The organism is Haladaptatus rarus (genome assembly GCF_054177585.1).
In genome coordinates this window covers 305,390-329,369 of record NZ_JBPEHG010000004.1, presented here as the reverse complement: position 1 = coordinate 329,369, position 23,980 = coordinate 305,390, and the positions used below count along the sequence as shown (strand labels likewise).

26 protein-coding genes are annotated in these 23,980 nt (G+C 61.0%); 10 read left to right on the top strand and 16 right to left on the bottom strand.

Annotation, left to right across the window (positions count from 1 at the left end):
* Positions 1 to 25: 25 nt before the first annotated feature.
* The 4 genes from ACR3FE_RS12830 to ACR3FE_RS12815 are packed head-to-tail and all read right to left on the bottom strand — an operon-like array spanning position 26 to position 3,903.
* Positions 26 to 1,030: a branched-chain amino acid ABC transporter permease gene (locus ACR3FE_RS12830; protein ID WP_458207536.1), complete on the bottom strand. Its 1,005-nt coding sequence runs from the start codon at positions 1,028 to 1,030 to the stop codon at positions 26 to 28.
* Positions 1,027 to 1,725: an ABC transporter ATP-binding protein gene (locus ACR3FE_RS12825; RefSeq protein WP_458207535.1), complete on the bottom strand. Its 699-nt coding sequence runs from the start codon at positions 1,723 to 1,725 to the stop codon at positions 1,027 to 1,029. Before ACR3FE_RS12825 ends, ACR3FE_RS12830 begins: the two co-directional genes overlap by 4 nt.
* Positions 1,722 to 2,492 carry an ABC transporter ATP-binding protein gene (locus ACR3FE_RS12820; protein ID WP_458207534.1) on the bottom strand — a complete coding sequence of 257 codons (771 nt, stop codon included), beginning with the start codon at positions 2,490 to 2,492 and terminating at the stop codon, positions 1,722 to 1,724. The genes ACR3FE_RS12825 and ACR3FE_RS12820 overlap by 4 nt, the downstream gene beginning before the upstream one ends.
* Position 2,493: 1 nt before the next feature.
* On the bottom strand, positions 2,494 to 3,903 hold the full coding sequence (locus tag ACR3FE_RS12815; protein WP_458207533.1) for an ABC transporter substrate-binding protein: 1,410 nt from the start codon (positions 3,901 to 3,903) through the stop codon (positions 2,494 to 2,496).
* Between the two features lie 384 nt (positions 3,904 to 4,287).
* Here ACR3FE_RS12815 and ACR3FE_RS12810 point away from each other — a divergent pair, with 384 nt between their 5' ends.
* Entirely contained in the window at positions 4,288 to 5,202 is a 915-nt protein-coding gene (locus tag ACR3FE_RS12810) for an alpha/beta hydrolase (RefSeq protein ID WP_458207532.1), read from the top strand.
* A 3-nt stretch (positions 5,203 to 5,205) separates the two neighbouring features.
* Here the strand turns inward: ACR3FE_RS12810 and ACR3FE_RS12805 are convergent, their stop codons facing one another.
* The 3 genes from ACR3FE_RS12805 to ACR3FE_RS12795 are packed head-to-tail and all read right to left on the bottom strand — an operon-like array spanning position 5,206 to position 8,303.
* Positions 5,206 to 5,907, bottom strand: coding sequence for a helix-turn-helix domain-containing protein (locus ACR3FE_RS12805; protein WP_458207531.1), 702 nt, complete (start codon positions 5,905 to 5,907; stop codon positions 5,206 to 5,208).
* Between the two features lie 52 nt (positions 5,908 to 5,959).
* Complete coding sequence (locus tag ACR3FE_RS12800; RefSeq protein WP_458207530.1) at positions 5,960 to 7,507, bottom strand: AMP-binding protein; 1,548 nt, start codon at positions 7,505 to 7,507, stop codon at positions 5,960 to 5,962.
* Entirely contained in the window at positions 7,500 to 8,303 is an 804-nt protein-coding gene (locus tag ACR3FE_RS12795; RefSeq protein WP_458207529.1) for an alpha/beta fold hydrolase, read from the bottom strand. Before ACR3FE_RS12795 ends, ACR3FE_RS12800 begins: the two co-directional genes overlap by 8 nt.
* A gap of 87 nt (positions 8,304 to 8,390) precedes the next feature.
* On the opposite strand from ACR3FE_RS12795, the gene ACR3FE_RS12790 reads away from it, so the two are divergent.
* Positions 8,391 to 8,783, top strand: coding sequence for a MaoC family dehydratase (locus tag ACR3FE_RS12790; RefSeq protein WP_458207528.1), 393 nt, complete (start codon positions 8,391 to 8,393; stop codon positions 8,781 to 8,783).
* A gap of 220 nt (positions 8,784 to 9,003) precedes the next feature.
* Positions 9,004 to 9,354 carry a DUF7344 domain-containing protein gene (locus ACR3FE_RS12785; protein ID WP_458207527.1) on the top strand — a complete coding sequence of 117 codons (351 nt, stop codon included), beginning with the start codon at positions 9,004 to 9,006 and terminating at the stop codon, positions 9,352 to 9,354.
* A 49-nt stretch (positions 9,355 to 9,403) separates the two neighbouring features.
* On the opposite strand, the gene ACR3FE_RS12780 is transcribed toward ACR3FE_RS12785, so the two are convergent.
* Entirely contained in the window at positions 9,404 to 9,802 is a 399-nt protein-coding gene (locus ACR3FE_RS12780) for a VOC family protein (RefSeq protein ID WP_458207526.1), read from the bottom strand.
* 132 nt (positions 9,803 to 9,934) lie between these two features.
* On the opposite strand from ACR3FE_RS12780, the gene ACR3FE_RS12775 reads away from it, so the two are divergent.
* From ACR3FE_RS12775 to ACR3FE_RS12745, 7 genes are all read left to right on the top strand, one after another.
* Positions 9,935 to 10,261, top strand: coding sequence for a HalOD1 output domain-containing protein (locus tag ACR3FE_RS12775; RefSeq protein WP_458207525.1), 327 nt, complete (start codon positions 9,935 to 9,937; stop codon positions 10,259 to 10,261).
* Positions 10,262 to 10,478: 217 nt separating this feature from the next.
* A complete protein-coding gene (locus ACR3FE_RS12770) occupies positions 10,479 to 11,186 on the top strand; it encodes a hypothetical protein (RefSeq protein ID WP_458207524.1) in 708 nt (235 codons plus the stop codon).
* Complete coding sequence (locus ACR3FE_RS12765; protein WP_458207523.1) at positions 11,183 to 11,560, top strand: hypothetical protein; 378 nt, start codon at positions 11,183 to 11,185, stop codon at positions 11,558 to 11,560. The genes ACR3FE_RS12770 and ACR3FE_RS12765 overlap by 4 nt, the downstream gene beginning before the upstream one ends.
* A complete protein-coding gene (locus tag ACR3FE_RS12760; RefSeq protein WP_458207522.1) occupies positions 11,557 to 12,303 on the top strand; it encodes a hypothetical protein in 747 nt (248 codons plus the stop codon). Before ACR3FE_RS12765 ends, ACR3FE_RS12760 begins: the two co-directional genes overlap by 4 nt.
* A gap of 48 nt (positions 12,304 to 12,351) precedes the next feature.
* Positions 12,352 to 13,203, top strand: coding sequence for a hypothetical protein (locus tag ACR3FE_RS12755; protein ID WP_458207521.1), 852 nt, complete (start codon positions 12,352 to 12,354; stop codon positions 13,201 to 13,203).
* 148 nt (positions 13,204 to 13,351) lie between these two features.
* Positions 13,352 to 14,962 (top strand): outer membrane protein assembly factor BamB family protein, encoded by a 1,611-nt coding sequence (locus tag ACR3FE_RS12750; RefSeq protein WP_458207520.1) that lies wholly within the window; start codon positions 13,352 to 13,354, stop codon positions 14,960 to 14,962.
* 115 nt (positions 14,963 to 15,077) lie between these two features.
* The gene (locus ACR3FE_RS12745) at positions 15,078 to 15,608 is read left to right on the top strand and encodes a hypothetical protein (protein WP_458207519.1); all 531 of its coding nucleotides are present in this window, start codon (positions 15,078 to 15,080) and stop codon (positions 15,606 to 15,608) included.
* 94 nt (positions 15,609 to 15,702) lie between these two features.
* On the opposite strand, the gene ACR3FE_RS12740 is transcribed toward ACR3FE_RS12745, so the two are convergent.
* From ACR3FE_RS12740 to ACR3FE_RS12705, 8 genes are all read right to left on the bottom strand, one after another.
* The gene (locus ACR3FE_RS12740) at positions 15,703 to 16,392 is read right to left on the bottom strand and encodes an SOS response-associated peptidase (protein WP_458207518.1); all 690 of its coding nucleotides are present in this window, start codon (positions 16,390 to 16,392) and stop codon (positions 15,703 to 15,705) included.
* Positions 16,393 to 16,459: 67 nt separating this feature from the next.
* Positions 16,460 to 16,648 carry a hypothetical protein gene (locus tag ACR3FE_RS12735; protein WP_458207517.1) on the bottom strand — a complete coding sequence of 63 codons (189 nt, stop codon included), beginning with the start codon at positions 16,646 to 16,648 and terminating at the stop codon, positions 16,460 to 16,462.
* Positions 16,649 to 16,723: 75 nt separating this feature from the next.
* Complete coding sequence (locus ACR3FE_RS12730; RefSeq protein ID WP_458207516.1) at positions 16,724 to 17,782, bottom strand: TrmB family transcriptional regulator; 1,059 nt, start codon at positions 17,780 to 17,782, stop codon at positions 16,724 to 16,726.
* Between the two features lie 73 nt (positions 17,783 to 17,855).
* Complete coding sequence (locus ACR3FE_RS12725) at positions 17,856 to 18,944, bottom strand: ABC transporter ATP-binding protein (protein WP_458207515.1); 1,089 nt, start codon at positions 18,942 to 18,944, stop codon at positions 17,856 to 17,858.
* Positions 18,941 to 20,011, bottom strand: coding sequence for an ABC transporter ATP-binding protein (locus tag ACR3FE_RS12720; RefSeq protein ID WP_458207514.1), 1,071 nt, complete (start codon positions 20,009 to 20,011; stop codon positions 18,941 to 18,943). Before ACR3FE_RS12720 ends, ACR3FE_RS12725 begins: the two co-directional genes overlap by 4 nt.
* Positions 20,012 to 20,013: 2 nt before the next feature.
* Positions 20,014 to 21,033 carry an ABC transporter permease gene (locus ACR3FE_RS12715; RefSeq protein ID WP_458207513.1) on the bottom strand — a complete coding sequence of 340 codons (1,020 nt, stop codon included), beginning with the start codon at positions 21,031 to 21,033 and terminating at the stop codon, positions 20,014 to 20,016.
* The gene (locus tag ACR3FE_RS12710; RefSeq protein ID WP_458207512.1) at positions 21,020 to 22,033 is read right to left on the bottom strand and encodes an ABC transporter permease; all 1,014 of its coding nucleotides are present in this window, start codon (positions 22,031 to 22,033) and stop codon (positions 21,020 to 21,022) included. The genes ACR3FE_RS12715 and ACR3FE_RS12710 overlap by 14 nt, the downstream gene beginning before the upstream one ends.
* Positions 22,034 to 22,050: 17 nt before the next feature.
* Complete coding sequence (locus tag ACR3FE_RS12705; RefSeq protein ID WP_458207511.1) at positions 22,051 to 23,910, bottom strand: ABC transporter substrate-binding protein; 1,860 nt, start codon at positions 23,908 to 23,910, stop codon at positions 22,051 to 22,053.
* Between the last annotated feature and the right edge of the window lie 70 nt (positions 23,911 to 23,980).

Sequence of the window (23,980 nt, the reverse complement as noted above, 5' to 3'; positions counted from 1 at the left end):
CGGAGACTCGGTCTCGGTTTCGGCGCTAATGGCCACCCACCTCCTCGACACCGAACAGTCCCTGTGGCCGCAGGACGAGCACGACCACGAGGATGAGGAAGATGGTCATCTCGGGCAGGCCTGCGAAGTCGATGGCATTGACGAACCACCACGACGTGGTCGCGTCGACCATGCCGACGAGGAGGGCCGCGACCACCGTCCCGCGGAACGTTCCGAGCCCGCCGACGATGACGACGACGAACGCGGGGAGGAGCACTTCCGAGGCGACGGGAACGCTCGCACCCCACTTCGGATCCCACATCAACAGTACGCCAGCGACGCCTGCCAGCCCGGTTCCGAGCGCGAACACGACGGTGAACACCCGACGAACGTCGATGCCGAGCGCCTCCGTCATCTCGGCGTCCTCGCTTCCGGCCCGGATGACGAGCCCGTATCGCGTCCGGGTGAGGAAGGCCCAGATACCGGCGACGGTGAGGATGCCGAACCCAATCTCGAAGAGAGCGAGACCGCTCGTAGAGATCGGCCCGAGGGCGACCTGCGTCGTCAGGAAGGCGGGTTTCGTTCCGAACGCCGCCTGCCAGTCGCTCTGGGGCTGTATCCCGTAGAACAGGACGACGATTCTGGCGAGTTCGTCGAGGACGAGGGTCAACCCGAACGTCAGCAGGATCTGGTAGACGGGGGGTCTGTCGTACAGGCGGCGGATGAGTCCGATTTCGACGACCGTCCCGAGGGCGGCGAGAACACCGAACACGACGACGACGGCGACGAAGAACACGGCGAGTTGGGTGACCGCGCCGGACGCCGCGAGACTGATGACGAGCAGGCCACCGAGATAGGCACCGAGCATCGTCAGCGAGCCGTGTGCGAAGTTCAACACGCCCATTAGGCCGAAGATGAGCGTCAGCCCGCTTGCGATCATCACGTAGAGTGCGGCCTTGGCGAGACCCTCGACGACGATCGACGCGAGCGTCGATGGCCGCAGGAACTCGCCGAGTGCCGCCCCGAATCCGGCGAGGACGACGCTCATCATGCGGAGAGATACCTCCTGAGACGGTCGTCGTTCGCCGTCACGTCGTCGGTGTCGCCCTCCTCGACGACGCGACCCTTATCGAGGACGTAGAATCGGTCTGCGAGGTCGAGCGCCAGCGGCAGGTTCTGTTCGACCAGCAGTATCGTGGTGTCAGTCGCCGTCTCCGACAGCGCCTCTGCGACCGCTTCCACGATGAGTGGCGCGAGTCCTTCGCTCGGTTCGTCCACCAGCAGTATCTCGTTCTCGCCGACGAGTCCGCGAGCCAGTGCGAGCATCTGCTGTTGCCCACCGCTCAGGGTCTCCGCATCGCGCGAGCGATGCTCTCGCAGGTCGGGGAACGTCTCGAAGGCGAGTGCGAGGGCATCGTCCACACCGTCGCCGTCCGGTACCGCGACGCGGACGTTCTCCTCGACGGATAGCTGGGCGAAGATTCGGCGTTCTTCGGGAATCCAGCCCACGCCCATCGACGTGACTTCGTGGGTTCGTTTGCCGACCAGCTCCGTGCCTCGGAACCGAACGCTTCCCGCCCTGGGGGGCGTCAACTGGAGGATGGTGCGAAGCGTGGTCGTCTTTCCGACGCCGTTTCTGCCGACGAGGGCGACGACCTCGCCCGACTCGATCTCCATCGAGATGCCCTCCAGCACGTGGCTCTCGCCGTAGTACGTGTGGACGTCTTCGACCGTGAGGAGACTCACGCGACACCCTCCGTGCCGGGTTCGTAGCCACCGAGATAGGCGTTCTGGACGTCCGGGTCGTCGCGCACGTCTCCCGGCGGGCCGTCGGCGATGACCGATCCCTGATTCAGGACGACGATGCGGTCGCTGACATGCATCACGATGTCCATGTTGTGTTCGACCAGCAGAACGGCGTGGTCGCTGGCGACGTCCTCGATGAGGTCGATTATCTTGCCGACGCTTTCCGAGGAGACGCCGGCGTTCGGTTCGTCCAGCAAGAGCAGGTCGGGGTCGCCCGCGAGCGCGATGGCGACTTCGAGTTGGCGCATCTCGCCGTGGCTCAGGTTCTGGGCCGTCGCCTCGGCGTACTGTGCGAGTCCGACGCGCTCCAATATCGCGTAGGCGTCTTCGGCGTACTCCTCGAATGCGCCTGTGTTTCGCCAGAAGTTCGCGGCGGCGTCGCCGTGTGCTTGAACCGCGACGCGAACGTTTTCGAGGACGGTACTCGTCGGGAAGACGTTCGTGATCTGGTAGGAACGGTGGAGACCGAGGCTCGCTGTTTCGTGCGGTGGCGTCTCGGTCACGTCGCGCCAATCGCCATCCGTTCGAAATTCGATGGTGCCGTCACTCGGGGTGAGCACGCCGGTCAAGAGATCGAAAAACGTCGTCTTTCCCGCACCGTTTGGCCCGATGAGCGAACAGAGTTCGCCCTCACCGAGCGCGAAATCCACGTCGTTGACGGCGACCAGCCCGCCGAACCGCTTCGTTAGCCCCGTGGTTCGGAGCATGCTAGAGCGAACAGGACATCCCGTCGGTGTCTTTCGGAATCGTCGCTTGTTTGCCCTCGATGGTGGCGATGGGGCTGCTGGGCATGATGGCGGCGTTCCAGTTCTTTGCCCACTCGTCCGTCGTCGGGGTCGGGTCGGCGACGGTCATCGACGACCGGGCCTGGTTGTTGTACTTCTGGAACACGTAGCCACCCTCGCCTTTCGGCGTGTCCGTGACGGTCATCCCGCGCATGGCTTCGGCGATGTCGGTACCCTTCGTGGAACCGCTCTCGTGGATACCCTGGACGATGGCCGATGCTGCGGTGAACGTTCCCGAGGTGAACAGGTCGGGGACGACGCCGTAGGCGTTCGAGTACATCTCGACGAACTTCGAATTGATCTCGTTGTCGTACTGGTTCCAGTGGTATCGAGTCGTGAACGGGCCGAGTTTCGCCTTCTGGATCTTCTCTTTCGTGAGCGGTTTGCTGAGCACTTTCTGCATCGTCTGGCCGACGATCTGGTTCGTGATCTGGGTGGCGAAGCCACCGAAGACGCGGTAGTCGTAGTCCCCCGAGAGGAACGTCGTGAAGAGGGCCGGAAGCGTGGCGACGGTGAATCCGCCGACGATGCCCTGAGCGCCCGCCTGTTGTGCGTTGTCGAGCAGCCCCTTCCACTCGTCGTGGCCCTGCGGAACGAACTTCTTCCCGACGATCTCGACGCCCTCGTCTTTGAGCACCTGCTCGTAGTTGTTCACGACGGCTTTGCCGAAGCTATAATCCGCGCCGAACAGGAACACCTTCTTCACGTCCGTCTCCTGTGCGACGTACTTTCCACCGCTTCGGGCGTCCATCGCGGTGTTCTCACTCGCCCTGAAGACGAGATTGTCACACGTCTCGCTGTTCGCGGTGATGTCTGCGGACGCCGCCGGGCCTGCGACGTACGGGACACCTGCCGTCTTCGCCACCGTGTTGATGACGCGGGTCGCAGACGAAGACGACGCACAGCCGAAGAGGAGATCGACCTTCTGGTCTTGTACCAGATTCGTCGCCAGTTGTTGGGATTTCTGGGCGGAAAAGCCCGTGTCGCGAACGTACAGTTCGAGGTCCACGTCGCCGACCGAGACGGTCGTCTTCCCGCTCTTCACGCCCGTCTTCGGGGACGCATCGGCCTTGTACGCGAGACCGGAGAGGAATCCCCAGAGGCTCTGTTGGCCGTAGTATTTCAGATCGCCCGAGATCGGCTGGAGAACGCCGACTTTGACCGTTCCAGAGACGTTCTTCGTCGTTTGACTCGTCATACTACCCGTTCCATCTGTGGTCGTCGTTGTTCCGTCATCGTTGTTTTCGTTTCCGGTACACCCTGCGAGTCCGGCTACCCCGATCGTGCCCGCCGAGACGAGCACGTCCCGTCGTCGGAGTCCATGATTTGTCATGACATATGTATGCGAGACAAGAAATAGCAAATACTGCTAGGTTAACATGTGAACAGCCACCACGAAAGCATGAAAACTGCCGTCACGAAGAGACGGCGGGCGACCGTATAGCACGCCGAAGTTCGACTCGAACGAGGCGTACTTCATCGAAGGGTAAACGGTCGGACGACCCCTGGAATGGCTGACAGGCGTCTCTGGGGCGAGGTTCGCATATTAACCTCGACTTTCTCACTGTCGTCCCGTGTCTATTGATATCATGCATCGAGCGAGCGAGAGAACGATGTCTGTGGTTCATGACCGTTGGTGGATAGTTCGGGTGCCCGAATCGACCGGCGAACACCCAGTGCTGGATGAACGCTGCGGAGAACCCCGAGAGGGACGACGATGTCGCTGACGGCACACGACGTCTCCGCATCGGACGGAACCCGACTGCGGGTCTGGGAACAGTCTCCGTCGGACGCCACCAGGGCGGTGTTGTTCCTCCACGGTGGCATCACGTGTTCGAAGGCACTGTTCGCGCCGCCAGTTCCCGGTGACGACTCGTATTCGTGGTTGGAGGCCACCGCTACACAGGGACGTGCAGCCTTCGCGGTGGACGTGCGGGGCTATGGCGAGAGTGATCGACCACCCGAGATGAACGAGCCACCCGAGTCGAACGACCCGCCCGTTCGCGCACAGGACGCCGTGATGGACGTGCGAGCGGCCTTCGAGTTCGTCCGTGACCGATTCGATGTCGTCCACCTCGTCGGGGTCTCGTGGGGGACGATGACCGGTGGGGCCTTCCTCGAAACCGACCCACCAGTCGCCACCGTGACCCAGTGTGCGCCGGTGTATCGCGCACCCTACGACTTCGAGACAGGGATGGCAGCGATGGGTCTCAGCACCGACCTCGGAGCCTACTACAGCCAGCGCAAGGAGGTCGTGAAGGACAGACAGGAAGGTGAGACGAACGAGGAACTGTTCGAAGCGGTCTGGCGGACGCAGGTCGAATCCGGGCAGGGAGTCGACGGAGAGGACGCCTACGTGGCCCAGACGGGCGCGTTGGCCGACGTGCGAGACGCCTGTGACGACGATCCGGTGTACGACGCGAAAGCGATCTCCGCCCCGACCCTCGTCGTCCGTGGGTCGGACGACCCCACGTCCCAGCGCAGCGATGCGCTCTCGCTGTACGACGAACTCGAGATATCCGACGGGGGGAAAGAGTACGCCGAGATCAGCGGTGCTGACCACTTCGCGATGCACGGCATCCGCCGGCGAACGCTCTACGACGTAGTGGCCGACTTCCAGAGCCGGTACTGACCGTCAATCGAGCAGTTCCAGTGCTTCGACGACGCGCTCGATCATCTTCTGCTGGCCGCGTCGCAGATTCTTCGAGACGGCGGGTTTCGACACGCCGAACTCGTCGGCCAGCGTCCCGAGGGTCGCCGAACGCGGACTCTGGAAGTACCCGTCCTTGACCGCGTGTTCCAGCGTTTCGCGTTCCACGCTGGACAGGTCACGACAGCCATCGATGAGCGTCATCGCAGCGCCGGCGTTCTGCACGAGATTCTGGAGGTCGGGAAGGTCGGGACTGTCCCGTGAGACGACGTCGAACTCGTTGTTCCACTCGAGTTCGGAGAGCGCGGCGTCGGCGATGTCGTCGTGGTCGAACCCGACGTGCCAGAGTTCGTGGCCGTCTTCGATGTAGAACGGGCCGGTGATGTACCCATCGTGGTCGCGGATGGTTCGCATCGCCTCGGTTTGTCCGATGGTGGTTCGGATGTGTGCGACGTTGTCCCGCTTCGAGAGTAGGGAACACTCGTGCATGTTGTCGTGTTCGCGGAGTGCCCGGAGGCCACCTTCGAGTTGATTTCGGTCGTCACCTTCGACGATGAGACGAGTCTCCAGTGACTCTGCAGCTCGGTCGAAGTCCCAGTGGATCGCCGAGTACGCCACGTCGTAATCGTCCGACGTGTCGATGAACGGGCAGTCGTACTGCTCCATGTCCATCGTGATATCTATCATACTCGTCTCCTGTTAGCGTGTAACATACACCAGGCAGGATAAAATAGTTTGCCTATTCCCCACCGAACGTTGATTTCACCGCTTCGCGGTCGATTTTGGACGGACCGCTCTTCGGCATCTCGTCGACGAACGCGAGATGGCGTGGTCGTTTGAAGCGTGCGAGTCGTCCATCGAGGAAGGTTTCGAGTTCCGGAAGTGTGAGCGACTCGTCACCTTCCACGACGGCTTTGCCGACCTGCCCCCACCTCTCGTCGGGGACGCCGATGACGACGACCTCCTCGACGTTCGGATGGTCTGCGATGGCGTCCTCTATCTCGACAGGGTAGACGTTCTCGCCGCCGCTGACGAACATGTTCTTCTTCCGCCCTTCGATGTAGACGTAGCCGTCGTCGTCCATTCGCGCGAGGTCGCCCGTCGAAACCCAGCGACCGAAAGTCGCCGCGCTCTCGTCCGGATTCCGCCAGTACCGGTCGGCGGCGTGGGGTGAGGCCAGTTCGAGTTCCCCGATGTTGCCCGGCGGAAGCGGGTTGCCCTCATCATCGACGACTCGGGCATCGACGTGCATCGCAGGGACACCCACGCTGTCGGCCTTCTCGCGGGGCCACCCGTCGGGCATGGTGAAGTTGTTCGGGCCACACTCGGTGAGGCCGTATCCTTGCGAGAGGTCGATTCCGCGCTCCCACCACGCTTCCATGACCGACCCGCGACACGGACCGCCACCGCTCTTGACGAAGCGAAGCGTCGAGAGGTCGGTGTCGTCCCAGTCGTCGTGGCGACACATCATCCGAAGGACGGCGGGAACCGCGACGAGCAGTGTTGCACGCTCGTCTTCGACCAGGTGGAGCACCGAACTGGGGTCGAATTCGCGGGCGATGACCACCCGAGCACCGAGATGAAAGAGCGGGACGGTGAGGACGTTCCACCCACCGGTGTGGAACATCGGGAACACCATCGGCGTCACGTCTTCGGGGCGGAGTCCCCACGCCGTTATGGTGTTGAACGAGTTCCACAGTATCGAGCCATGTGTGACGACCGTCTCCTTCGGAACCCCCGTCGAGCCACCAGTGTGGAGAAGGAGGTGCGGGTCGGCCATCGACACCGCTACTGACTCGACAGGAGAATCGTTCGTCGGGAGTGCCTCGTTCCACGATCCCCACTCGTGGCGACCGTCGGTCGGCAGAGAGAGCACCGAACAGTCGAACTCGCGTGCGTCGTCCGCGAGAACGTCCGTCACGAGGTCGTCGAAGGATTCCTCGACGACGAGTACGGCGGGTTCGATGTCGTTCAGCATCTCGACCAGTTCGGGGGCGGCGAGTCGGTGAGAGAGTGGTGCAAGCACGCCACCTGTTTTCCCCGTCGCGAAGAACAGGTCGACCAGTTCGGGACGATTCCGCGAGATGACGGCGACTCGTTCGCCGTCGCAGATATCGTGGTCGGAGAGTAAGCGGGCGGTGCGGTTCGCCCGCCGGTCGAGTTCTCGGTAGGTGTATCGTTCACCCGTCGTCGCATCGACGAGGCCGACCGTCTCGGGCGAGAGCTGTGCCCGTTTCTCGCTCCACGCACCGACCCACTCGTACGGTCGCTCGGGGTGTTCAGACATCGTCCAGGAAGCCCAAGATTCGTTCGTTCACCGCGTCCGATTGTTCGATGAAGAAGAGGTGCGGGCCACCGTCGAACAGTGCAAGTTCGACGTTCGGCAGTCGGTCGTGGAGGATTCGGGCGTTCTCCACCGGGAGAACACGATCGTCAGTGCCGTGGGCGACCAGTACCGGAACGTCGATCTCAGCAAGGCGGTCTCCCACGTCGAAATCCGCCACTGCCGCCACCTGTGCCTGTCGGGCCTCGTCGGATGCGTCGTTCGCGAGTCGCCAGTCGACGATGTCGGCGAGCAGGTCGTCGTTCTCCTCGGCAAACTCGGCGGTCATGGCAGGAGCCATCTTGTAGCGGATCGCTTCTCGCTCGTCGTACTCCTCGGGAACGTCGAACATCCGTGCCTGCGTCTCCGGCGGAACGGGGACGGCGTCGTCACCGCCCGGTGAGGTACACAACAGGGTGAGCGACCTCGCCCGGTCGAAGTCGAGTGCGAACCGTTGGGCGACCATCCCACCCATGCTCGCCCCGACGACGTGTGCTGACTCGATGTCGAGGTCGTTGAGGATCGCTTCGAGGTCGCTCGCCATCTCCTCGATAGAGTACGGACCGTCAGGTGCATCCGAATCGCCCGTCCCTCGGTTGTCCCAGACGACGACGCGATACGCCGATTCGACCTGTGTTCGTTGCCAGCGCCACATCCATCGACCGTACCCGAGTCCCTCGACGAAAACGACGGGATCGGCGTCCCCCCGTCCACCCACCTCGTAGGAGAGGAAGACACCATCGTTGTCAGCATATGGCATGGTTAGGGCGACGCGAGAGCACGTAATCAACCCCTTGTTTTACATGTTAACCCGGCGATTCATCACGACGGATTACGCAGGTTTCGTATGCCAGCGGCAACCGTCGGCGACTCGACAGAGAGCACGCTCGAAGTGACGCAGGAACGAATCGACCAGTTCGCGGCGCTGACCGGCGACGACAACCCGCTGCACGTCGATGCCGAATACGCTGACGAAGGACTATTCGGTGGGCGCGTCGCACACGGCGCACTCACGGCGAGCGTCGTCAGTGCTGCGCTGGCCGACCTCGACGGCGATATCGTCTATCTCTCACAGGATCTCTCGTTCGAGAACCCGGTTCGACCGGGTGAGACGGTCACTGCGACCGCTACCGTGGTCGAAGATCTGGGTGACGACCGTCTCAGGGTGGAGATCGGAGCGGAGACGGAGCGGCCAGTGCTCTCCGGAGAAGCGGTCGTCCTCTCGCTCCAACATGGGTGAGTTCCCTCGGAATCACGCCTCGGGCACCGGGCATAGCGCCTCGTCGCCTTCGGTATCGTGGCACAGAACAGACAGGGACGTGAATGTGCTCTATCGTCTATCACGCTGGGCAGGACGAACCGAGGAGTGTCCAATAATGTTACCAATGGCCGTAAGAAATATATAAGTAGAATAGTAAGAAATTATAGGTGTATCAGACGATGATTTCGGCTCGCATAACATGGAGAAAATGAACGAAGACGGTGGTGGGATAGACGAGACCGCACTCGATACGGTCTTCGAGCTGTTAACTAGTCCTCATCGACGTGCCGTTCTCCACTATCTACGCGATACGACGGATGAACTCGTTTCGTTCGAGGATGTCGTCGACCACGTTATCACCTACGACTCCAGATTCAGAGATGAAGAAGAAGTCGTGGCGTTACTACACCACGTCGTGATACCGAAATTGGAAGCGGCAAAGCTCATCGAGTACGATGGCGAGAGTAGAACGGTTCGGTATCGAGGCGACCCGGTGGTCGAACGACTACTCGAATATGTTACCGAGGTAGAATCTACAACCGACGACTGAGGTCGAGGACTGCCACCTCGAATCCGTGTGCGTGAATCGGGCGCGGAGTTCACTCGCTGGAACGAACTTTGATTTCGACTCGATACCCAGCAGGGTCGTCGATGTACACGTTGGGAAACGTTCCGATAGCACCCTCTCGAACCGCTTCGGCCTGAATCTCGATGCTCGTCTCCGCGATGCGGTCTTTCACCGTCTCGATCTGTTCGTCGACGAACAGTGCAAAGTGGTTGAAATTGTTACGATCTGGCGGATCGAAAGCATCCGTTGGAGAGACGTGGAGGATACAGGACGAACCGAGTCTGATGTAGAAGTACGAACGCGCTCCATCCCGGTACTCATCTACGTATTCGGTCTCGAATCCGAGATCGTCGTGATAGAACTGGATGTATTCATCGACGCTATCTTCGGGAATGCTGAGGTTGAGATGATCGATAGCCGTCGCCTTCATAGCTGTCGTGTGCCGAATTCGGTCGGATGTCAGAAATGTATTTCCATCCAACATCTATAGTTCGGTATAAGAGAAGGCTAAATTGTGCGATAATGGGCCATTACTCAAGCAAACTGACCCTAATATCGAACTATGTCCATCCAAACAGCCAACTGGTTCGCTGCGGAAACGAGGCAACCTGGCACGGGTGGAGACCAGCAGTACACGCTGGTCGCTCCGTTCACGATCGATCCAGAGCGCTCGCCGAGTCTCTGTGTCGCCGAAGCCGTGTCCGCAGTCACCGAGTCGGCTGGTCAGACGACGCTCGCCCTCTACGAATATCTCGAACCTGACGCACTCGATCAGATCGTCGAGGCGAGTGTGGACAAACGCAGTGACGTAGAGATCCGGTTTACCGTCGAGGAGTATCTGGTCGTCGTCCGGAGTCCGTACACCATCCTCATCTACGAACCGGAGTGACTGTTCGGCAGTATGAGTCGGTAGCAGAAGTGCGGTCGACGACGTATCCCTGAGCCAGAACGAGTACAACCAGTAGAATCGGGCGAGAGCGTCGGGTACGCCGATCGTTACGGTCGGCTGTGCCCCGTTCTTTGGAGGATACGTGGTACAGTGGGCTTGCATAGATAGCCAGAATGTCTTAGTGGCAGACGCCCCATTTAAAACCAAGCTGGTTGTTATGACAGAAAACGTCGAGCGTCGTGACTCACTCCGTCACGAACAGAGCGATATCAATTCCACCGACGACCGCACTACAGACGACTCCTCACGCGAGGCGCGGTTGTTGCCAGATGGTGGTCAGCAAGCGGAGGCAGAAGAGAAAACATCCGAGGAGACGAGCGACGAGCAAAACGGTGAAGAATCGTCAGAAGAGCAAACAGAAGGATCGCAAGGGGAGACCGAGGAAAGCGGTGAAAAGCAGGCGGAGACGACGGAAAGCGGTGAAGAGTCGGGCGAATCCGGCTACCGAGAGGAAGGCGAGACGACGGTGTTGTATCTCGACCTCAAGGGAGTGTTCCTCGACCTGCTCGGCCTCGAAGTCGATCTCGAGGAGGTCAAGTTGGACGTGACTGCAGTAAGCGGTCCCGGCCGACTGCTTGGAAATCTCCTCTCCGCGGTCGGTAATCTGCTCGGCAGCGGTTCGAGTGGACTGCTGGGGAATCTGCTCTCCGGAAGTCTTTTCAAAGGATTGATCGGTAGCGATTCGGACGAAGAAGATTCGTCCGACTCTGGCTCCGTTTCGTCGGCGGTCGACTCCGCCCGCGACTCCGTGAGTGACGCGCTGGCGGACGTTCCGCTGGACGAGATGCTGACGACGCTCCTCAAGGAACTCGTGGATCAGATGTTCGGCGACGAATCCACGGACGGGAAAGAGTCCGAAGCATGAGCGAAGATACTCCGCCGCTCGACCTCGGAGCGGCGATCCGGAACATCGATCTCGACGAAGTATTCGCGGATACGCCACTCGAAGGGGAGTTCGACGACGAGACGTCGGCGGAGTCGTTCGGTGCGACTATCGGAGGGTTCCTCGGGCAAAATCTCGGTGGATGGCTCGGTGGCCTCCTCGGTGGGCTGTTACTGGATTCCCTTCTCGAATCCCCGTCGGAAACCGAGTCGGGCGAAAACGGCGAGGCCGACGATGACGACGAAGGAGATGGGAGTGAGGCCGACGACGAGGGAGATGAGAACGACGGGAACGAAACGAGCGACGGAGACGCGACCGACGGCGATACCGAAACCGACGAAGGTGAGAACGAATGAGCGACACACCCGACCCGAAAGAAGCGGTCGCCGACGAACTGACCGACCAGGTCGATATCGGTTCACTGGTGAGCGGCGATAACGTGGGCGAGCAAGTTGACGGGGAATCGCTCGGACGGTCGTTCGGCGAAGCGGTCGGCGCGCTCGCCGGACGCCAACTCGGTCGGCACGTAGTCGGGCGAATCGGTTCGAAACTACCGTTTCAGAGCGACGAAGACCCGTCACTGCTTCGTCGCCTCGCAACTGCATTCGTCGTGGCGATCGGACGGACGCTGAGCCGACCGCAGTTCAAAGAACCCATCGAGGACGCGCTTCGTGGATATATCGAACAGAGAGAAGAGGCAGCGCAGGCGCTCGACGAAGCGAAAGAGACCGCCGAGGAGGCCGCGGAAGAGGCAACGGAGATGGCCGAAGAAGGAGCGGACGAGGCAAGTGACACAGCCGAAGAGGCGGCGTCTGATGCGGAGGAAGCCGCAGCGGAGACGGAAGAGGCCGCAGAGGAGGCGACCGATGATGATTCAGCCATCGACGCAAGCGACCTCGACCCCGACGACGTGCAGGCGATCCGGGAGGAGACGTACCGCGAACTCCTCGAAACGATGGAGTACTCGGAGCTTCAGTCGCTCGCAAAGGAGGTCGGCGTGAAGGCCAACCTGCAGCGCGACGAACTGGTCGATGAGATCGTCGAGGAGTTCAACGATGGATCGGAGACGAGCGAGGGCGACGATTCCGATGAGGAGTAGACCGCACCGTAACCGTCAACGAGCAACCGACGAACGCCCAACCGAACGATGAGTAACGACGAGCCAGACCTCGAACAGCTTCTCGCAGACGGGATGGAACGAGTCCGGACAGCACTCGATGCCACCGAAGACGACGAGTTGCCGGACGAGAAGGCCGAGGCCGTGCGCGAAACAGCCGACGACATCGCAGACGGAGTGGCCGACGCATCACTCGACGAACTGCTCACGGCTACCGGATTCGAGGACGTATCGGACGACGTTGCACCACCCGAGCTTCCGATACTGATGCAGGATGCCGACCCCGACGCGGTGCTTAGCCTCCGAAACCTACTAGAGTTCGCAGACCTCTCGGAAGAGTGGCCGGATCTCGATGTGACGGAGCGTATCGACCGTTTCGAACGCATCGATGGCGACGAAACGTCGAGCGATGACGACAGAAGTGTAAGCGACCTACTGTCTTCCGTGCTGTCGACCTCCGATTCCGGCGAGGAAGGGGCGAGCGAGGAAGGAAGCGAGCAAGCGGAGGGTGAAGAAGACGAAGCGGAAAGTGAAGGTGGGGAGACGGAAGATGGGGAGGACGAGGAAGACGAGACAGAAGCAGAAAGCGGAGAGGATGAAGAAGAATCGGAAAGTGAAGAGGGTGAAGGAGACGAATCCTCGTCGGTCAAGGAGAGTTTAGAGGAACTCCGGTCGGTGTTCGACTCGCTTGGAGACGAGGACGAGAGCACGGACGACGAGGACGAAGAAGCAGACGAAGATGACGAGGATGAATCAAGTGGCGAGAGTGGCAGCGGAGGCCGCAGTGGCGGAGGCGGTACGACCGGAGTCTCGACGGTGCCATCGTCTCGACCGGATATGGGTCGCACGTCCCGACACTCGACGATGCCGGATAAGAACTGACGGCAGCGAAACATCCCTCACGGCAACCCCTCCCAGCGATTCCGTCCCACGCTCGAACCGACTGAGAACGGTTCTCGTGAGGCTCCTCGAACGACGTATTCGACGGCCACAAAGCATATTCTAATTTCTGAATAGATTCGACCATCCCATGAACCGCCGAAGATTTTTGAAGACGGCAGGAATCATGACGACCGTTGGACTGGCTGGAAGTCGTGCGCCACCGGTGAGAGCAGCGGAAGAAAGCGATACCGAAACCGGCGGAGAGTGGACGCACCCCTGGGGAACCGCCGGTCGTACTCGGACGACAGCGGCACCGGGTTCGGCTGGGCCGTATGCCCGTCCGGACTGGGAATATCAGACGAATTCGTGGTTATCCGGGACGCCAACGATCAGTAACGGGATACTCTATACAGGCAGATTGACCGACGACGTTGCTTTCCAAGGCGCGATAACCGCGATCGATGTCGAAACGGGTGAGCGAATCTGGGCGAACGGAGGATTCAACGACGACGACACGATCCCGTATAAAGGATACGCGTATCCAGCCCATTCGCCCGTCGTCGAGAACGGCACCGTGTTCTTCGCTGGACAGAGCCCGGACGAGTTCGAGCGATCGGTCGACGGCGTGTACACGCTCGACGCCGAAAGTGGCGAACAGAGTTGGGCTCGCACCGATCTCTCCGAGTATTCGACGCTCACCGTTTCGAACGGGTTGGTCTACCTCCGCGGGCGCACGCTGAACGCGGAAAACGGCGAGACGGAATGGGAGACGACGCCTGACGAGAAGGTGGTCGGCGTCACGGATGGAACGCTGTACACGTACTACGAAAACGAAGAGGGTCTATCGATCATCGCTCGCGACGCGACCGATGGGTCCGAGCACTGGCGGACCACGCGTTCGAACGATGAGGAGTGGCTCCCGAAAGCAGTGACGACGGATTCGATCTATCTCGTCGGGCCACAGAGAGCAGGTGAAGATAGAATGCCGCCACGAGTAGGCGCACTTTCGACGACTGACGGGCACCTCCGCTGGAAAACGACGGTCGAGGCGCGGGACGGAACCATCGGCGTGAGTGCGCCAGCAGTAGACGAGAAGAACCTGTATCTCGTCACCCGAGGAGACAGTCAGCCTGCAAATACAAGCAGGTCGGAACCGGTCGAGGGCGTCGGAACCGTGTTCGCATTGGATACGGAAATGGGTGAAGAACGCTGGCGATTCGAAACGCCCGCATATCTTCATGGCGCTCCGACGGTCGGAACTGGGGCGGTGTACGTGACCGCCCAGTACCATGCCTGCCCAGACTCACCGACCCGCCTCGCCAGTATCGGCCTCTACGCACTCGATTCGAGCACAGGTGACGAGCAGTGGTCGTACGCTGTCGGGCATCAGTACGTGACGTATGCACCGGCGGTCGCAGGTGACCGAGTGTATCTCTCGATACATGGCCCTGGCGGGACGCTGGCGGACGCAACGATCTATTCGTTCTGCACCAGTGACTGCCAACCGGACTGTGAGAACCAGTTCGCAGACGATGAAAACGTTCAGATCACCACATCGTTCACGGATCCATCCCAGGCCGCGGCGTCCACGACAGAGCCAGCGACGAGGCACTCCACGACGATGAGTGCAACACGAATCGACGAATCACGGACGATGTCGATGACGGATTCGACACCGAGTCTGGAACGATCCAGTCTCGGTCGCGGTACCGCTATCGATGACGTCGTCGATGTGGACTCACTCTTCATCATGCGATGAAGAGACGAGGCAGTATCTATCAATCATGTAGTGGGCATTTTAATAGTATTTATGATACGTCAGGTAGGAGAATATTGATATAGGCGCGAGGAACAATCGCACGATATGGAGAAGCATGAGTGAAGGGAGTATGAAAGCGCGAGCGATTCTGCGCCCATTCGACCGACCACTCTGGCAGAACGTGCTCGTTCCTGTCGTCAGTATCATCGTTTGGCTCGGTGGATATGCCGGAACGCTGTTTTTCACGAATAACTGGGATCTGGCGGCGGCTTTCTCGACCGATGCGATCGCTGCCCGACGGCAGGCCAGGATCGTCGCGATGTTCGCGATGGGCGTGTTCATCGGTTTCGCGATCGGATTCGCCTATGGGTGGCCAGTGCTCAACGTTATGTTCCCGATCTTCCTTCCGCATCTGTTACCTGCATCCGCATACGTCGTCTTTCAAGGGCCAGTGCCGGAAGATATCTGGACGACAGGGGAGTTCTACTTGGGTGTTGGAGGTGGGTATTCGCAGTGGTTCGCAGATATCTCCTGGGTCGGTATCGCGGCAGCTGTCGGACTGTTCGGCACACTGGTACTCTTCGATAAGCTGTATCTGACGACCGTCGAACGAAAGAAGGCGTGGATCGACCGGTTTCCATTCTGAAGCGCACTGGATGACGCGGCACCCAGTCATATTCTCCGGCATAAGTTCCGGGGTCGGATCGATAACTTACGATTCGAAAATCAAATCCGGAAACTCACCGTTCGAAATCGCCGAGTCCGGTCTGCTTCTCGCTCTCCGCCACGACTTCCTCGACTACGTCCGGCGAATCGTTCTTCGGGTTGTTCACGTTCTTCGACACCGGGTAGGCCCGCATCTCCTCGGCGGGGAAGGGGTCGAACACCGATTTCAAATCGTCTTCCGCACCGTGAAGCCACGTCTCTTCGTCCTCCGGTGCGAGGATGACGGGCATCCGGTGGTGAACCTCGCGCACGAGGTCGTTCGGCTCGGTCGTGACCACCGTAAACGACGTTTTCTTCTCCCCGCCGTTTCCGCTCCACGGCTCCCACAACCCCGCCATCGCAAACGGCTTTTCGTCCGCCCGTGTCATCCGGAATGGTTGCTTGCCGGTCGCCGTCTGTTTCCAGTCGTAGAAACCGTCTGCGAGGACGAGACACCGGCGTTCGCGGTAGGCATCACGGAAACTCGGCTTCTCGGCGAGCGTCTCCGTACGGGCGTTGATGTGCCCGCCGCTGAACTGGTCAGTCCAGTGCGGAACGAGCCCCCACGTGGGAAAGTGCATCTCGTCCGGCGTGTCGTTCCGGACGACCGGATGCGCCTGTCCCGGCGCGACGTTGTACCGTGGACGGAGCGGTCGGGTAGGTGTCGCATCGAAGCGCTCCGTAAGGTCGGCTTCGAGAGCGAACAGTGAGAGACGGCCACACATGGATAAAGAGAGGACGTGAACGTGCAAAAAGCTGACCGAGAATGGAAAGTGAACTCCCGATTCCGACTCAGAACGGGTTCCAGTCGAGTCGGAGCAGTATCGCGGCTCCGACTGCGGTGACGACCAACAGCGATAGACTCAGCAGGGCGACGACGTACGACGCGGTTCCGGGCGTCAAGAACGGGAACGTGAAAAGCAGGAGGACGAGCAGGATGCTACTGAGCGTGAACAGAATTCGCCACGGCGAGATGCTCATCGACTCACTCCAGTCACATCGTCGAACACACCCAGCACGCTATCACCCACCCCCGGTACGCCCCCGAACACGTCGTCAGTCCGCCTCCAAGAGCGTCACTTCCTGTGCCTCGTAATCCTCGATGAACGACCCAGGGCCGCCGACGCTGACCCGACCTTCGTCGATTCGAACGATGAGACTGTTCTCGATGGGGAAGGAGTTCGTCGGCGGAAGCACGAGTGCCTGATGGACGTCGACCACCTCCCCGGTTATCGTCTCCACCTGCTCGGCCCCGTTTCGGGCGTCGATACGCGCACAGATCGAATTTCCTGCACGGCGATGAAGGACTGCCTGTAGAACTGCCTGTCGGAAGTTGCGGAACGACTGTGGGAGTTCGACCGGGTCGGCGACGAAGACCTCCTCCGCCATGGGCCAATAGTTGCTCATGAACGACCCGGCTATCGTCGCCGCGAGTTGCTGTTCGGTCACCGCGACGGCTTCGTTGTCACCGTTCGTGCCGGTGAGTATCTCGTGCAAGCCGAGAACGCCCGAAGTGATGTCGGTCGAGAGCATCACCGGAACGTCCTCAGCCCAGACGCGGGCAGCGGTCGCCACTCCATCGAGTTGGTTGTACATGATCTCGGTGCCACGCATATTGCTCCCGCTGACCAACAGCAGCACCAGCACGCCGCGGTCGACTGCGTCGGTAAGCGTCTCTCGAAGGTCGGGAAGCACCGTGGTCGGAACCGAGAGCACGACCTCCTGGTCTGCCGCATCGATCAGCGTCCGAATCCGCTTGAGAACCGTCTGGCGGGACTTGATGATGTCGAACTGGGCCGTCTTCGGTTCGGTCGCCGAGTAGAGGTCGTCGAGACCGGACTCCAGCGATTCGAGCTTTCCGCGAAGCCCGGATATCGCTTCGTTCGGCGGGAGTGCCCGGATGGTCGTCGGACTGGCGTGGTCGTTCAGCTTCACGAGCCCCCGGTCGGCCAACCGTTCGCCGACGTCGTAGACGTAGCGGATGGAGACGCCCGAGTCGTCGGAGATCTCCTTCGCGGTCGCTTCGCCGTGACGGAGTGCGACGAAGTACACGTCGATCTCCTTCTCCGAGAAGCCAAAGACCAACAACTGCTCCCTGAGATTTTCAGCGCTCATCGTGGTATCGTCGTCTGTTTTTTCGTACAACTGACAATGTAGCTTTCGCAATCGTGATTCGACGAGATGCCGGTCATGAGTTCGTCTCTGTTGGAAGTCGTTCGGTCTCCGTTCCCTCGATGGGATCGCTCTCCCAGTACTCGTGATCCGGGTCGTCCCGGAAACAGGCGACACAGTGGCCACCCTCGCCGATTTCCGGTGACTGGCGAGTACAAACCTCGCGTGCCTCCGGACAGCGAGTGTGGAACCGACAGCCACTCGGCGGATCCACCGGGTCGGGAACGTCGATAGTTCTGACTGGGGGTTCGGTCGCACCCTGGTCGCTCGGATCGAGGTCGGCCGTCGCCCACCGCAACACCTTCGTGTAGGGGTGTTTGGGGTCGCTGAGCACTTCGTCCGCGGGGCCTATCTCGACCAACTCTCCGAGATACATGATGCCGACGCGGCCACCTGCCTTCTCCGCGAGGTAGCGCGCGTTCGAGAGGTTGTGCGAGATGAAGAGGAACGAGGTGCCGAACTGGTCTTGCAGTTCGAGCATCAGGTCCATTATCTCCACCCGCAGGGAGACGTCGAGCGCGCTCACGGCCTCGTCCGCGAGGATGAGGTCGGGGTTCATCAACAGCGCGCGAACCAGGGCGACGCGCTGTTGCTCGCCGCCGGAGAGCTGATGGGGGTAGCGACGGGCGTAATCTTCCGGTGGCTCCATGCCGACTCGTTCGAGCATCCGGAGCACCCGCGCCCGTCGGTCTTCGGTGTTCATGTCGTCACGCCACCGCTTCAGCGGCGCGGTGAGACTCTTCATCACCGTCCGGTTGGGGTTCAACGCCCCGCCGGGGTCCTGGTGAATCACCTGCAAGGATTTTCGAATCTCGTCGAACGGAACGTCGCCACCGCCGTCTTTCGCCTCCCAGATATCCTGCCCGCGGTATGTCACGCTCCCGCCGGTCGGTCGCTGGAGGCCGATTGCCGTCTTGCCGAGCGTCGTCTTCCCACAGCCACTTTCGCCGACGAGGGCGACCACGTCGTTCTCTGCGATGTCGAGCGAGACGCCGTCGACGGCGTGGACGGAGTCGGGATCCTGAAAGAACTCCAGGATGCTTTGTTCTTTCTCGAAGAGTACTTCTACGTCGTTCAGCGAGACGACCGGGTCGTCGTGGTTCATCGTTTCTCTCCTCCGATTTCGAACTGAATCTCGTCCACTGCCTGCTCCCAGTTGAAACAGGCGGCGTCGTGCTGGTCGGCCACGTCGTGGAAGTGGGGGTCGTTCGACCGGCACTCCTCGTCGGCCAGTGGACACCGGGAGGCGTACGAACACCCCATCGGGATGTTGACGGGGTCGGGAGCCGACCCCTCGATGGGTCGCATCGTCGAGAGCGGCGCATCGAGGTTCGGCACCGCCTTCAGCAGGGCGCGAGTGTAGGGGTGGGCCGCGTTTCGGATGAGCTGGTCTGCCGGGCCGCGTTCGACGATCTGGAAGGCGTACAGCACGGCCAACCGATCTGCGAGTCCGGCGACCAGCGGCAGGTCGTGGGTGATGAACACGACCGTCAGGTCGTACTTCTCCTGGAGGTTCGACAGCAGACTCAAGATCGACCGCTGCATGAGCAGGTCGAGCGCCGCCGTCGGCTCGTCCATCACGAGGACGTTCGGCTCCAGCACCAGACTGAGCGCGATGAGCGCCCGCTGGGACATCCCGCCCGAAAGCTCGTGGGGGTACGAATCCAGCACCCGGTCTGGGTCGAGATAGAGGTCGGAGAGCAACTCTCGGGCGCGCTCCATCCCGGCATCGATGTCGGCGTCGTGAGCCGAGAGCGTCTCCTCGAAGTGGGCACGGATCCGCATCGTCGGATTGAACGAACTCAACGCGCCCTGGAACACCATCGAGATCTCCTCCCACCGGAGTCGTTTCAGTTGCTCGTCGGTGAGGTCGAGCAGGTCGACGGGGTCACCCTGCTCGGGGTAGTACGTTATCTCGCCCGTGAGGTCGCCGGGTTCTTCGACCGCGTCGAGCATCGCCGAGGCGAGCATCGACTTCCCGCTTCCGCTTTCGCCGACGACGCCGAGGATCTCCCGGCGCTGTACGTCGAGGCTCACGTCGTTTAGAACGTGTGCCGTCCCTCGATCCATCCCGAAGGTGACGTTCACGTCGCGCATCTCCAGTATCACGTCCGATTCTCCACTGGTCGTCGTTTCGGCGTCGGAATTCGTCACTCGTTGTGTGTGTGCCATCGTTATGTCATCCCCTTCGTGTCGTCGGTGTCGGTTCCCTCTGCGTCGATCTCGCTCACTGTCTGGGCGTGTCGCGCCCGCACTCTGGGGTTGAACAGTCGGTCTGCTGCCTGTGCGAACAGGGTCAGTCCGAGCGCGAGCACGATGATGGCGAGCATCGGAATCAACAGCCAATGGAACGCCGCTGGCGAGGACACCGCACCGGCCTGTTGGTGTGCACTGTTCATCATCACGCCCCAGTTCTCGTCGTTGTACGGAAGGACGCCGATGAGGTACAGCGCGACGGAGCCGAAGATGACGTTTCGCGCCGCCTGCACGAAGTTCATCGTGATGTACGGCATCAGGTTGGGGACGATGTCGTACGTGATGATCTTCGGCGTCGAGATACCCATGACGCGTGACGCCTCGACGTACTCGGCGTCTCGCAGGGTCAACACCTGCGAGCGAAGCGACCGCGCCAGTCCCGCCCACGCGTTTACCGACAGCAGGATTCCGATGACGTACGGATTCCCGCTAAGCGTGTTCGAGAGCGCGCCGGCCAGCACGATGATGAGCGGCAGGCCGGGGATGGTCAGCATGACGTCGGTCACCAGCATGAGGGCGCTGTCCACGACGCCGCCTTTGTAGCCCGAGACAGTTCCGACGACCGTCGCGACTGCGACCGTGAACACCGCACCGGCGGTTATCATCTTCAGCATGGGCGGTGTCGCGTGGACGAGTTGCGAGAGGATACTCTCGCCGGACCAGGTCGTCCCGAGCGGGTACTGCATCGTGCGGAACGCGCCGAGGAGCTGTGGCCCCTGATTCGGTTTCGGTGGCTGGACGAACACGACGCCGATCGTCCCCATCAGCACGTAGAACGTGATGATGAACATCGCGATTCGCGCCCGCCAGTCCGTCCAGACGACCCGCGCCGGGGCGAGGACGAACTCGTCGAACGCCTCGCGGTAGCGTTCGGTTCGCGTCAGCGTCGTCTCCGAGACCGTCTCGAAGTCCGAAGACGAGGACTCAGTATGCTTCACGCGACCCACCTCCCTTCGCCCGTGGGTCGACGATACCGTAGGTCAAGTCGGCGATGTAGACGCCGATGACGACCGCGATGGTGATGACCATGAACGCGCCCATCATCACCGGATAGTCGCGTGCGCCGATGGCGCGGATGAGGTAGTAGCCGACGCCGGGATACGCGAATATCTGTTCTAAGATGATGGAACCGCCGAACACCGCGCCGATGGCGATCATCAGGTTCGTGTACATCGGCAGGATGGCGTTCCGGGCGACGTAGCGCATGGCGATGCGTCGCTCCGAGAGTCCCCGCAGTCGGGCGACTCGAAGGTAATCCTCGCCGAGCACGCGGACGCTGTTGCCACGCATGTTCAGCGCCCACCCGCCGAAGCCGGTGATGGCGAGCGAGAGGATGGGCAAAGCCCCGTGTTTGAGCACGCTGATGATGAACGCCGGGGTCAAGCCCGGTTCGATCCCCGAGGCGTAGTGACCCTGCGTGGGGAACATGCTGAATCGGTAGCCGAGGAACGTGAGCAAGAGGAGTGCCACCACGTAGTACGGCGTCGAGTTCAACAGCAGGGAGACGCCGGTCGCGGACACGTCGAACCGGCTTCCCTCGCGGTAGGCCATGAACGCGCCGAGAACGACACCGATGGCGAACATCAGGAACAGCGACGTCGCCATGATGAACACCGTCCACGGGATCGCCTGGACGAGGATGTCGGCGACGGGCTTGTTCTGCCACGTCGAGGTGCCGAGGTCGCCCTGCAACACCGACCCCATGTAGTCCGCGTACTGCACGTATATCGGTTCGTCCACAGCGATGTTCGTCTGAGCCGCGATACGCTGTTCGATCTGCTCCCGCGACAGGCCGCTTCCCTGTCGGATGAGCTTCGCTCGCAGGTAATCCATCGGCCCGCCCGGCAGCAGTCGGATCAACCCGAACGTCAGTGAGATGACGGCGAAGACGGTGAAGATGGCCTGTCCGGTTCGTTTGACGATGTAGTTCGCATTCATGGAAACAGGGACAGGTGTTACTTGCGCTTGGCCGACCAGTCACCCTCGCGCGTGAGCCACGGGGCTGGCCAGTACACCTGCAGCTTCGGACTGTCTCTCGGCGGCACGTTCCAGTCGTCGTCGGTGAGGAACGTCTGTGCCAACTTCTCCTGCAGGGGCAACACCGGAAGCTCCCGGTTGGTCACCCACGCGAGCTTCTGTATCGTCTGGATGGACTGTTGCTCGTTCTTCGACTGTGAGAGCTGCTGGACGAGGTCGGCGGGTTTCACGGACTGTTTCGACCCCGAGGGGTTCGACAGCGGCGCGACTTCGAACTCCCGCGGTGCTTTCCAGATGCTCTTCGAGTCGGTGCTGTCGTACAGGTAGTCGTAGTGGAAGAAGGGGTAGCTCTGGCTGTAGTCCGACCAGCCACCGAGCGCGAGCGTGAAGTTTCCGTTCGCCCAGTCTTTGCCCCAGTAGGTCGAGGTGTCTTTCGCCAGCAGTTGTGCCTGGATGCCGAACTCTTTGAGGTGACTGACGAACGTCTCGGCGGCCGTCACCCAGTCGGTGAAGCCGGAGGGAGCCTTGACCGGTGCTTTCAGTGGCTTGCCGTTCTCGTCTTGCCACGTGCCACCGCTCTTTTTGAATCCAACCTCGCGCAGGAGGGAAGCGGCCTTCTCGGTGTTCGTCTCGTACTTGTTGAACTTCCCGGCGACGCCCTTCAACCACTTGTCTTTCACCGCGTTCGTCTGTCCCTTGGTGAGGCCGCTCGGAATCTCGACGGGGATCTTGGAGTCTGTGCCCGCGCCGGAGTTGGTCGCGACCGCCTCCCGGTCGATGACGTGTGCGATGGCCTGTCGAACCGTGCGCTGCCCGTAGTGTTCGTGCTCGTGGTTGAACACGAGACCGAGACCGGTGTGGCGCGCGATGAGACCGACTCGAACCGAGTCCGGAAGCTGGTTGAGCTTGTTCCGCGGCATGAAGAGCGTCGCGGAGCCGTCCGTCTTCCCGTTGATGAGCGCGTCCCAGCGCTTCTGGTTCGATGGCAGGTAGAGATACTCCATCTTCGGGAAGTTGATCATCTTCGCGTCGGGATGGTCGTCGAACGCGGTGAGCAGCGTTCGGCGCGAATCGGCGTTCTTGAACGTGAACGGACCGGTGCCGATCGGCTCTTTCACCTTCCGGTTGAAGAGTTCGTCCTGTGTCTTGCTGATCTCCTCGTCGCTCGACGCCTGTTCGAACGCTTCGAGGTGTTTCTTGTACTCTTCGTGTTTCACGTTCATCCGCTTGGGCTGGAGCAGCGCGAGGACGATCTCCTTGTTCACCTTGTGCGAGAGTTTCAGCGTGGCCTTCTTCTCGCTCTGTTTGGTGACCGCCTTGCTGATCTCGTCCACGTAGTTCGACAGCGACCCGCCGGTGTACAGATCGAGTTTCAGCTTCGTCACGAGGTCGGTCGCGGTCACGTCGTCGCCGTCGTGCCACTTGAGCCCGTCACGCACCGTGAGCGACACCTCGGAGCCATCGACCGACCACTTCGAGATCGAGTAGCCGCTGTACTCCCGTTTCTGGAGATTGTACTTCATGAACCGGTCGTACAACACCCGACGCGGCTCGGCACCGTTCTTGTCGTTGTACGGGTTGTACTGGGAGTCTTTCGGAACCGCCCACTGAGCGACACTCAGGGTGTCGTCTTTGGGCTTCCCGCTCGTTTCGGGTGCGCCGGTGTTCTGCTGTGTCGTCGCGGCGGTCCCCGATTGGGTTCCGCCGGAGCCGCCACCTGCACTCTGGCCGCCACATCCGGCCAGACCGGCGGCGAGTCCCGCGGCACCGAATCCGCGGATGAACCGTCGCCGAAGGATGTCGTGTTCGCCATTCGCCTGATTGTCACGCGCTGGCATACCACCCACAAACGAACGGGGATAAATAAGAATTTTGGTTGAAGTAACACTACAATATATTTCAAATCGT

Excerpts from the sequence above, each read along its gene's own strand:
- ACR3FE_RS12830 (WP_458207536.1), bottom strand. The coding sequence starts at position 1,030 with ATGATGAGCGTCGTCCTCGCCGGATTCGGGGCGGCACTCGGCGAGTTC.
- ACR3FE_RS12820 (WP_458207534.1), bottom strand. The coding sequence starts at position 2,492 with ATGCTCCGAACCACGGGGCTAACGAAGCGGTTCGGCGGGCTGGTCGCC.
- ACR3FE_RS12815 (WP_458207533.1), bottom strand. The coding sequence starts at position 3,903 with ATGACAAATCATGGACTCCGACGACGGGACGTGCTCGTCTCGGCGGGC.
- ACR3FE_RS12810 (WP_458207532.1), top strand. The coding sequence starts at position 4,288 with ATGTCGCTGACGGCACACGACGTCTCCGCATCGGACGGAACCCGACTG.
- ACR3FE_RS12805 (WP_458207531.1), bottom strand. The coding sequence starts at position 5,907 with ATGATAGATATCACGATGGACATGGAGCAGTACGACTGCCCGTTCATC.
- ACR3FE_RS12800 (WP_458207530.1), bottom strand. The coding sequence starts at position 7,507 with ATGTCTGAACACCCCGAGCGACCGTACGAGTGGGTCGGTGCGTGGAGC.
- ACR3FE_RS12795 (WP_458207529.1), bottom strand. The coding sequence starts at position 8,303 with ATGCCATATGCTGACAACGATGGTGTCTTCCTCTCCTACGAGGTGGGT.
- ACR3FE_RS12790 (WP_458207528.1), top strand. The coding sequence starts at position 8,391 with ATGCCAGCGGCAACCGTCGGCGACTCGACAGAGAGCACGCTCGAAGTG.
- ACR3FE_RS12785 (WP_458207527.1), top strand. The coding sequence starts at position 9,004 with ATGGAGAAAATGAACGAAGACGGTGGTGGGATAGACGAGACCGCACTC.
- ACR3FE_RS12780 (WP_458207526.1), bottom strand. The coding sequence starts at position 9,802 with ATGAAGGCGACGGCTATCGATCATCTCAACCTCAGCATTCCCGAAGAT.
- ACR3FE_RS12775 (WP_458207525.1), top strand. The coding sequence starts at position 9,935 with ATGTCCATCCAAACAGCCAACTGGTTCGCTGCGGAAACGAGGCAACCT.
- ACR3FE_RS12770 (WP_458207524.1), top strand. The coding sequence starts at position 10,479 with ATGACAGAAAACGTCGAGCGTCGTGACTCACTCCGTCACGAACAGAGC.
- ACR3FE_RS12765 (WP_458207523.1), top strand. The coding sequence starts at position 11,183 with ATGAGCGAAGATACTCCGCCGCTCGACCTCGGAGCGGCGATCCGGAAC.
- ACR3FE_RS12760 (WP_458207522.1), top strand. The coding sequence starts at position 11,557 with ATGAGCGACACACCCGACCCGAAAGAAGCGGTCGCCGACGAACTGACC.
- ACR3FE_RS12755 (WP_458207521.1), top strand. The coding sequence starts at position 12,352 with ATGAGTAACGACGAGCCAGACCTCGAACAGCTTCTCGCAGACGGGATG.
- ACR3FE_RS12750 (WP_458207520.1), top strand. The coding sequence starts at position 13,352 with ATGAACCGCCGAAGATTTTTGAAGACGGCAGGAATCATGACGACCGTT.
- ACR3FE_RS12745 (WP_458207519.1), top strand. The coding sequence starts at position 15,078 with ATGAGTGAAGGGAGTATGAAAGCGCGAGCGATTCTGCGCCCATTCGAC.
- ACR3FE_RS12740 (WP_458207518.1), bottom strand. The coding sequence starts at position 16,392 with ATGTGTGGCCGTCTCTCACTGTTCGCTCTCGAAGCCGACCTTACGGAG.
- ACR3FE_RS12735 (WP_458207517.1), bottom strand. The coding sequence starts at position 16,648 with ATGAGCATCTCGCCGTGGCGAATTCTGTTCACGCTCAGTAGCATCCTG.
- ACR3FE_RS12730 (WP_458207516.1), bottom strand. The coding sequence starts at position 17,782 with ATGAGCGCTGAAAATCTCAGGGAGCAGTTGTTGGTCTTTGGCTTCTCG.
- ACR3FE_RS12725 (WP_458207515.1), bottom strand. The coding sequence starts at position 18,944 with ATGAACCACGACGACCCGGTCGTCTCGCTGAACGACGTAGAAGTACTC.
- ACR3FE_RS12720 (WP_458207514.1), bottom strand. The coding sequence starts at position 20,011 with ATGGCACACACACAACGAGTGACGAATTCCGACGCCGAAACGACGACC.
- ACR3FE_RS12710 (WP_458207512.1), bottom strand. The coding sequence starts at position 22,033 with ATGAATGCGAACTACATCGTCAAACGAACCGGACAGGCCATCTTCACC.
- ACR3FE_RS12705 (WP_458207511.1), bottom strand. The coding sequence starts at position 23,910 with ATGCCAGCGCGTGACAATCAGGCGAATGGCGAACACGACATCCTTCGG.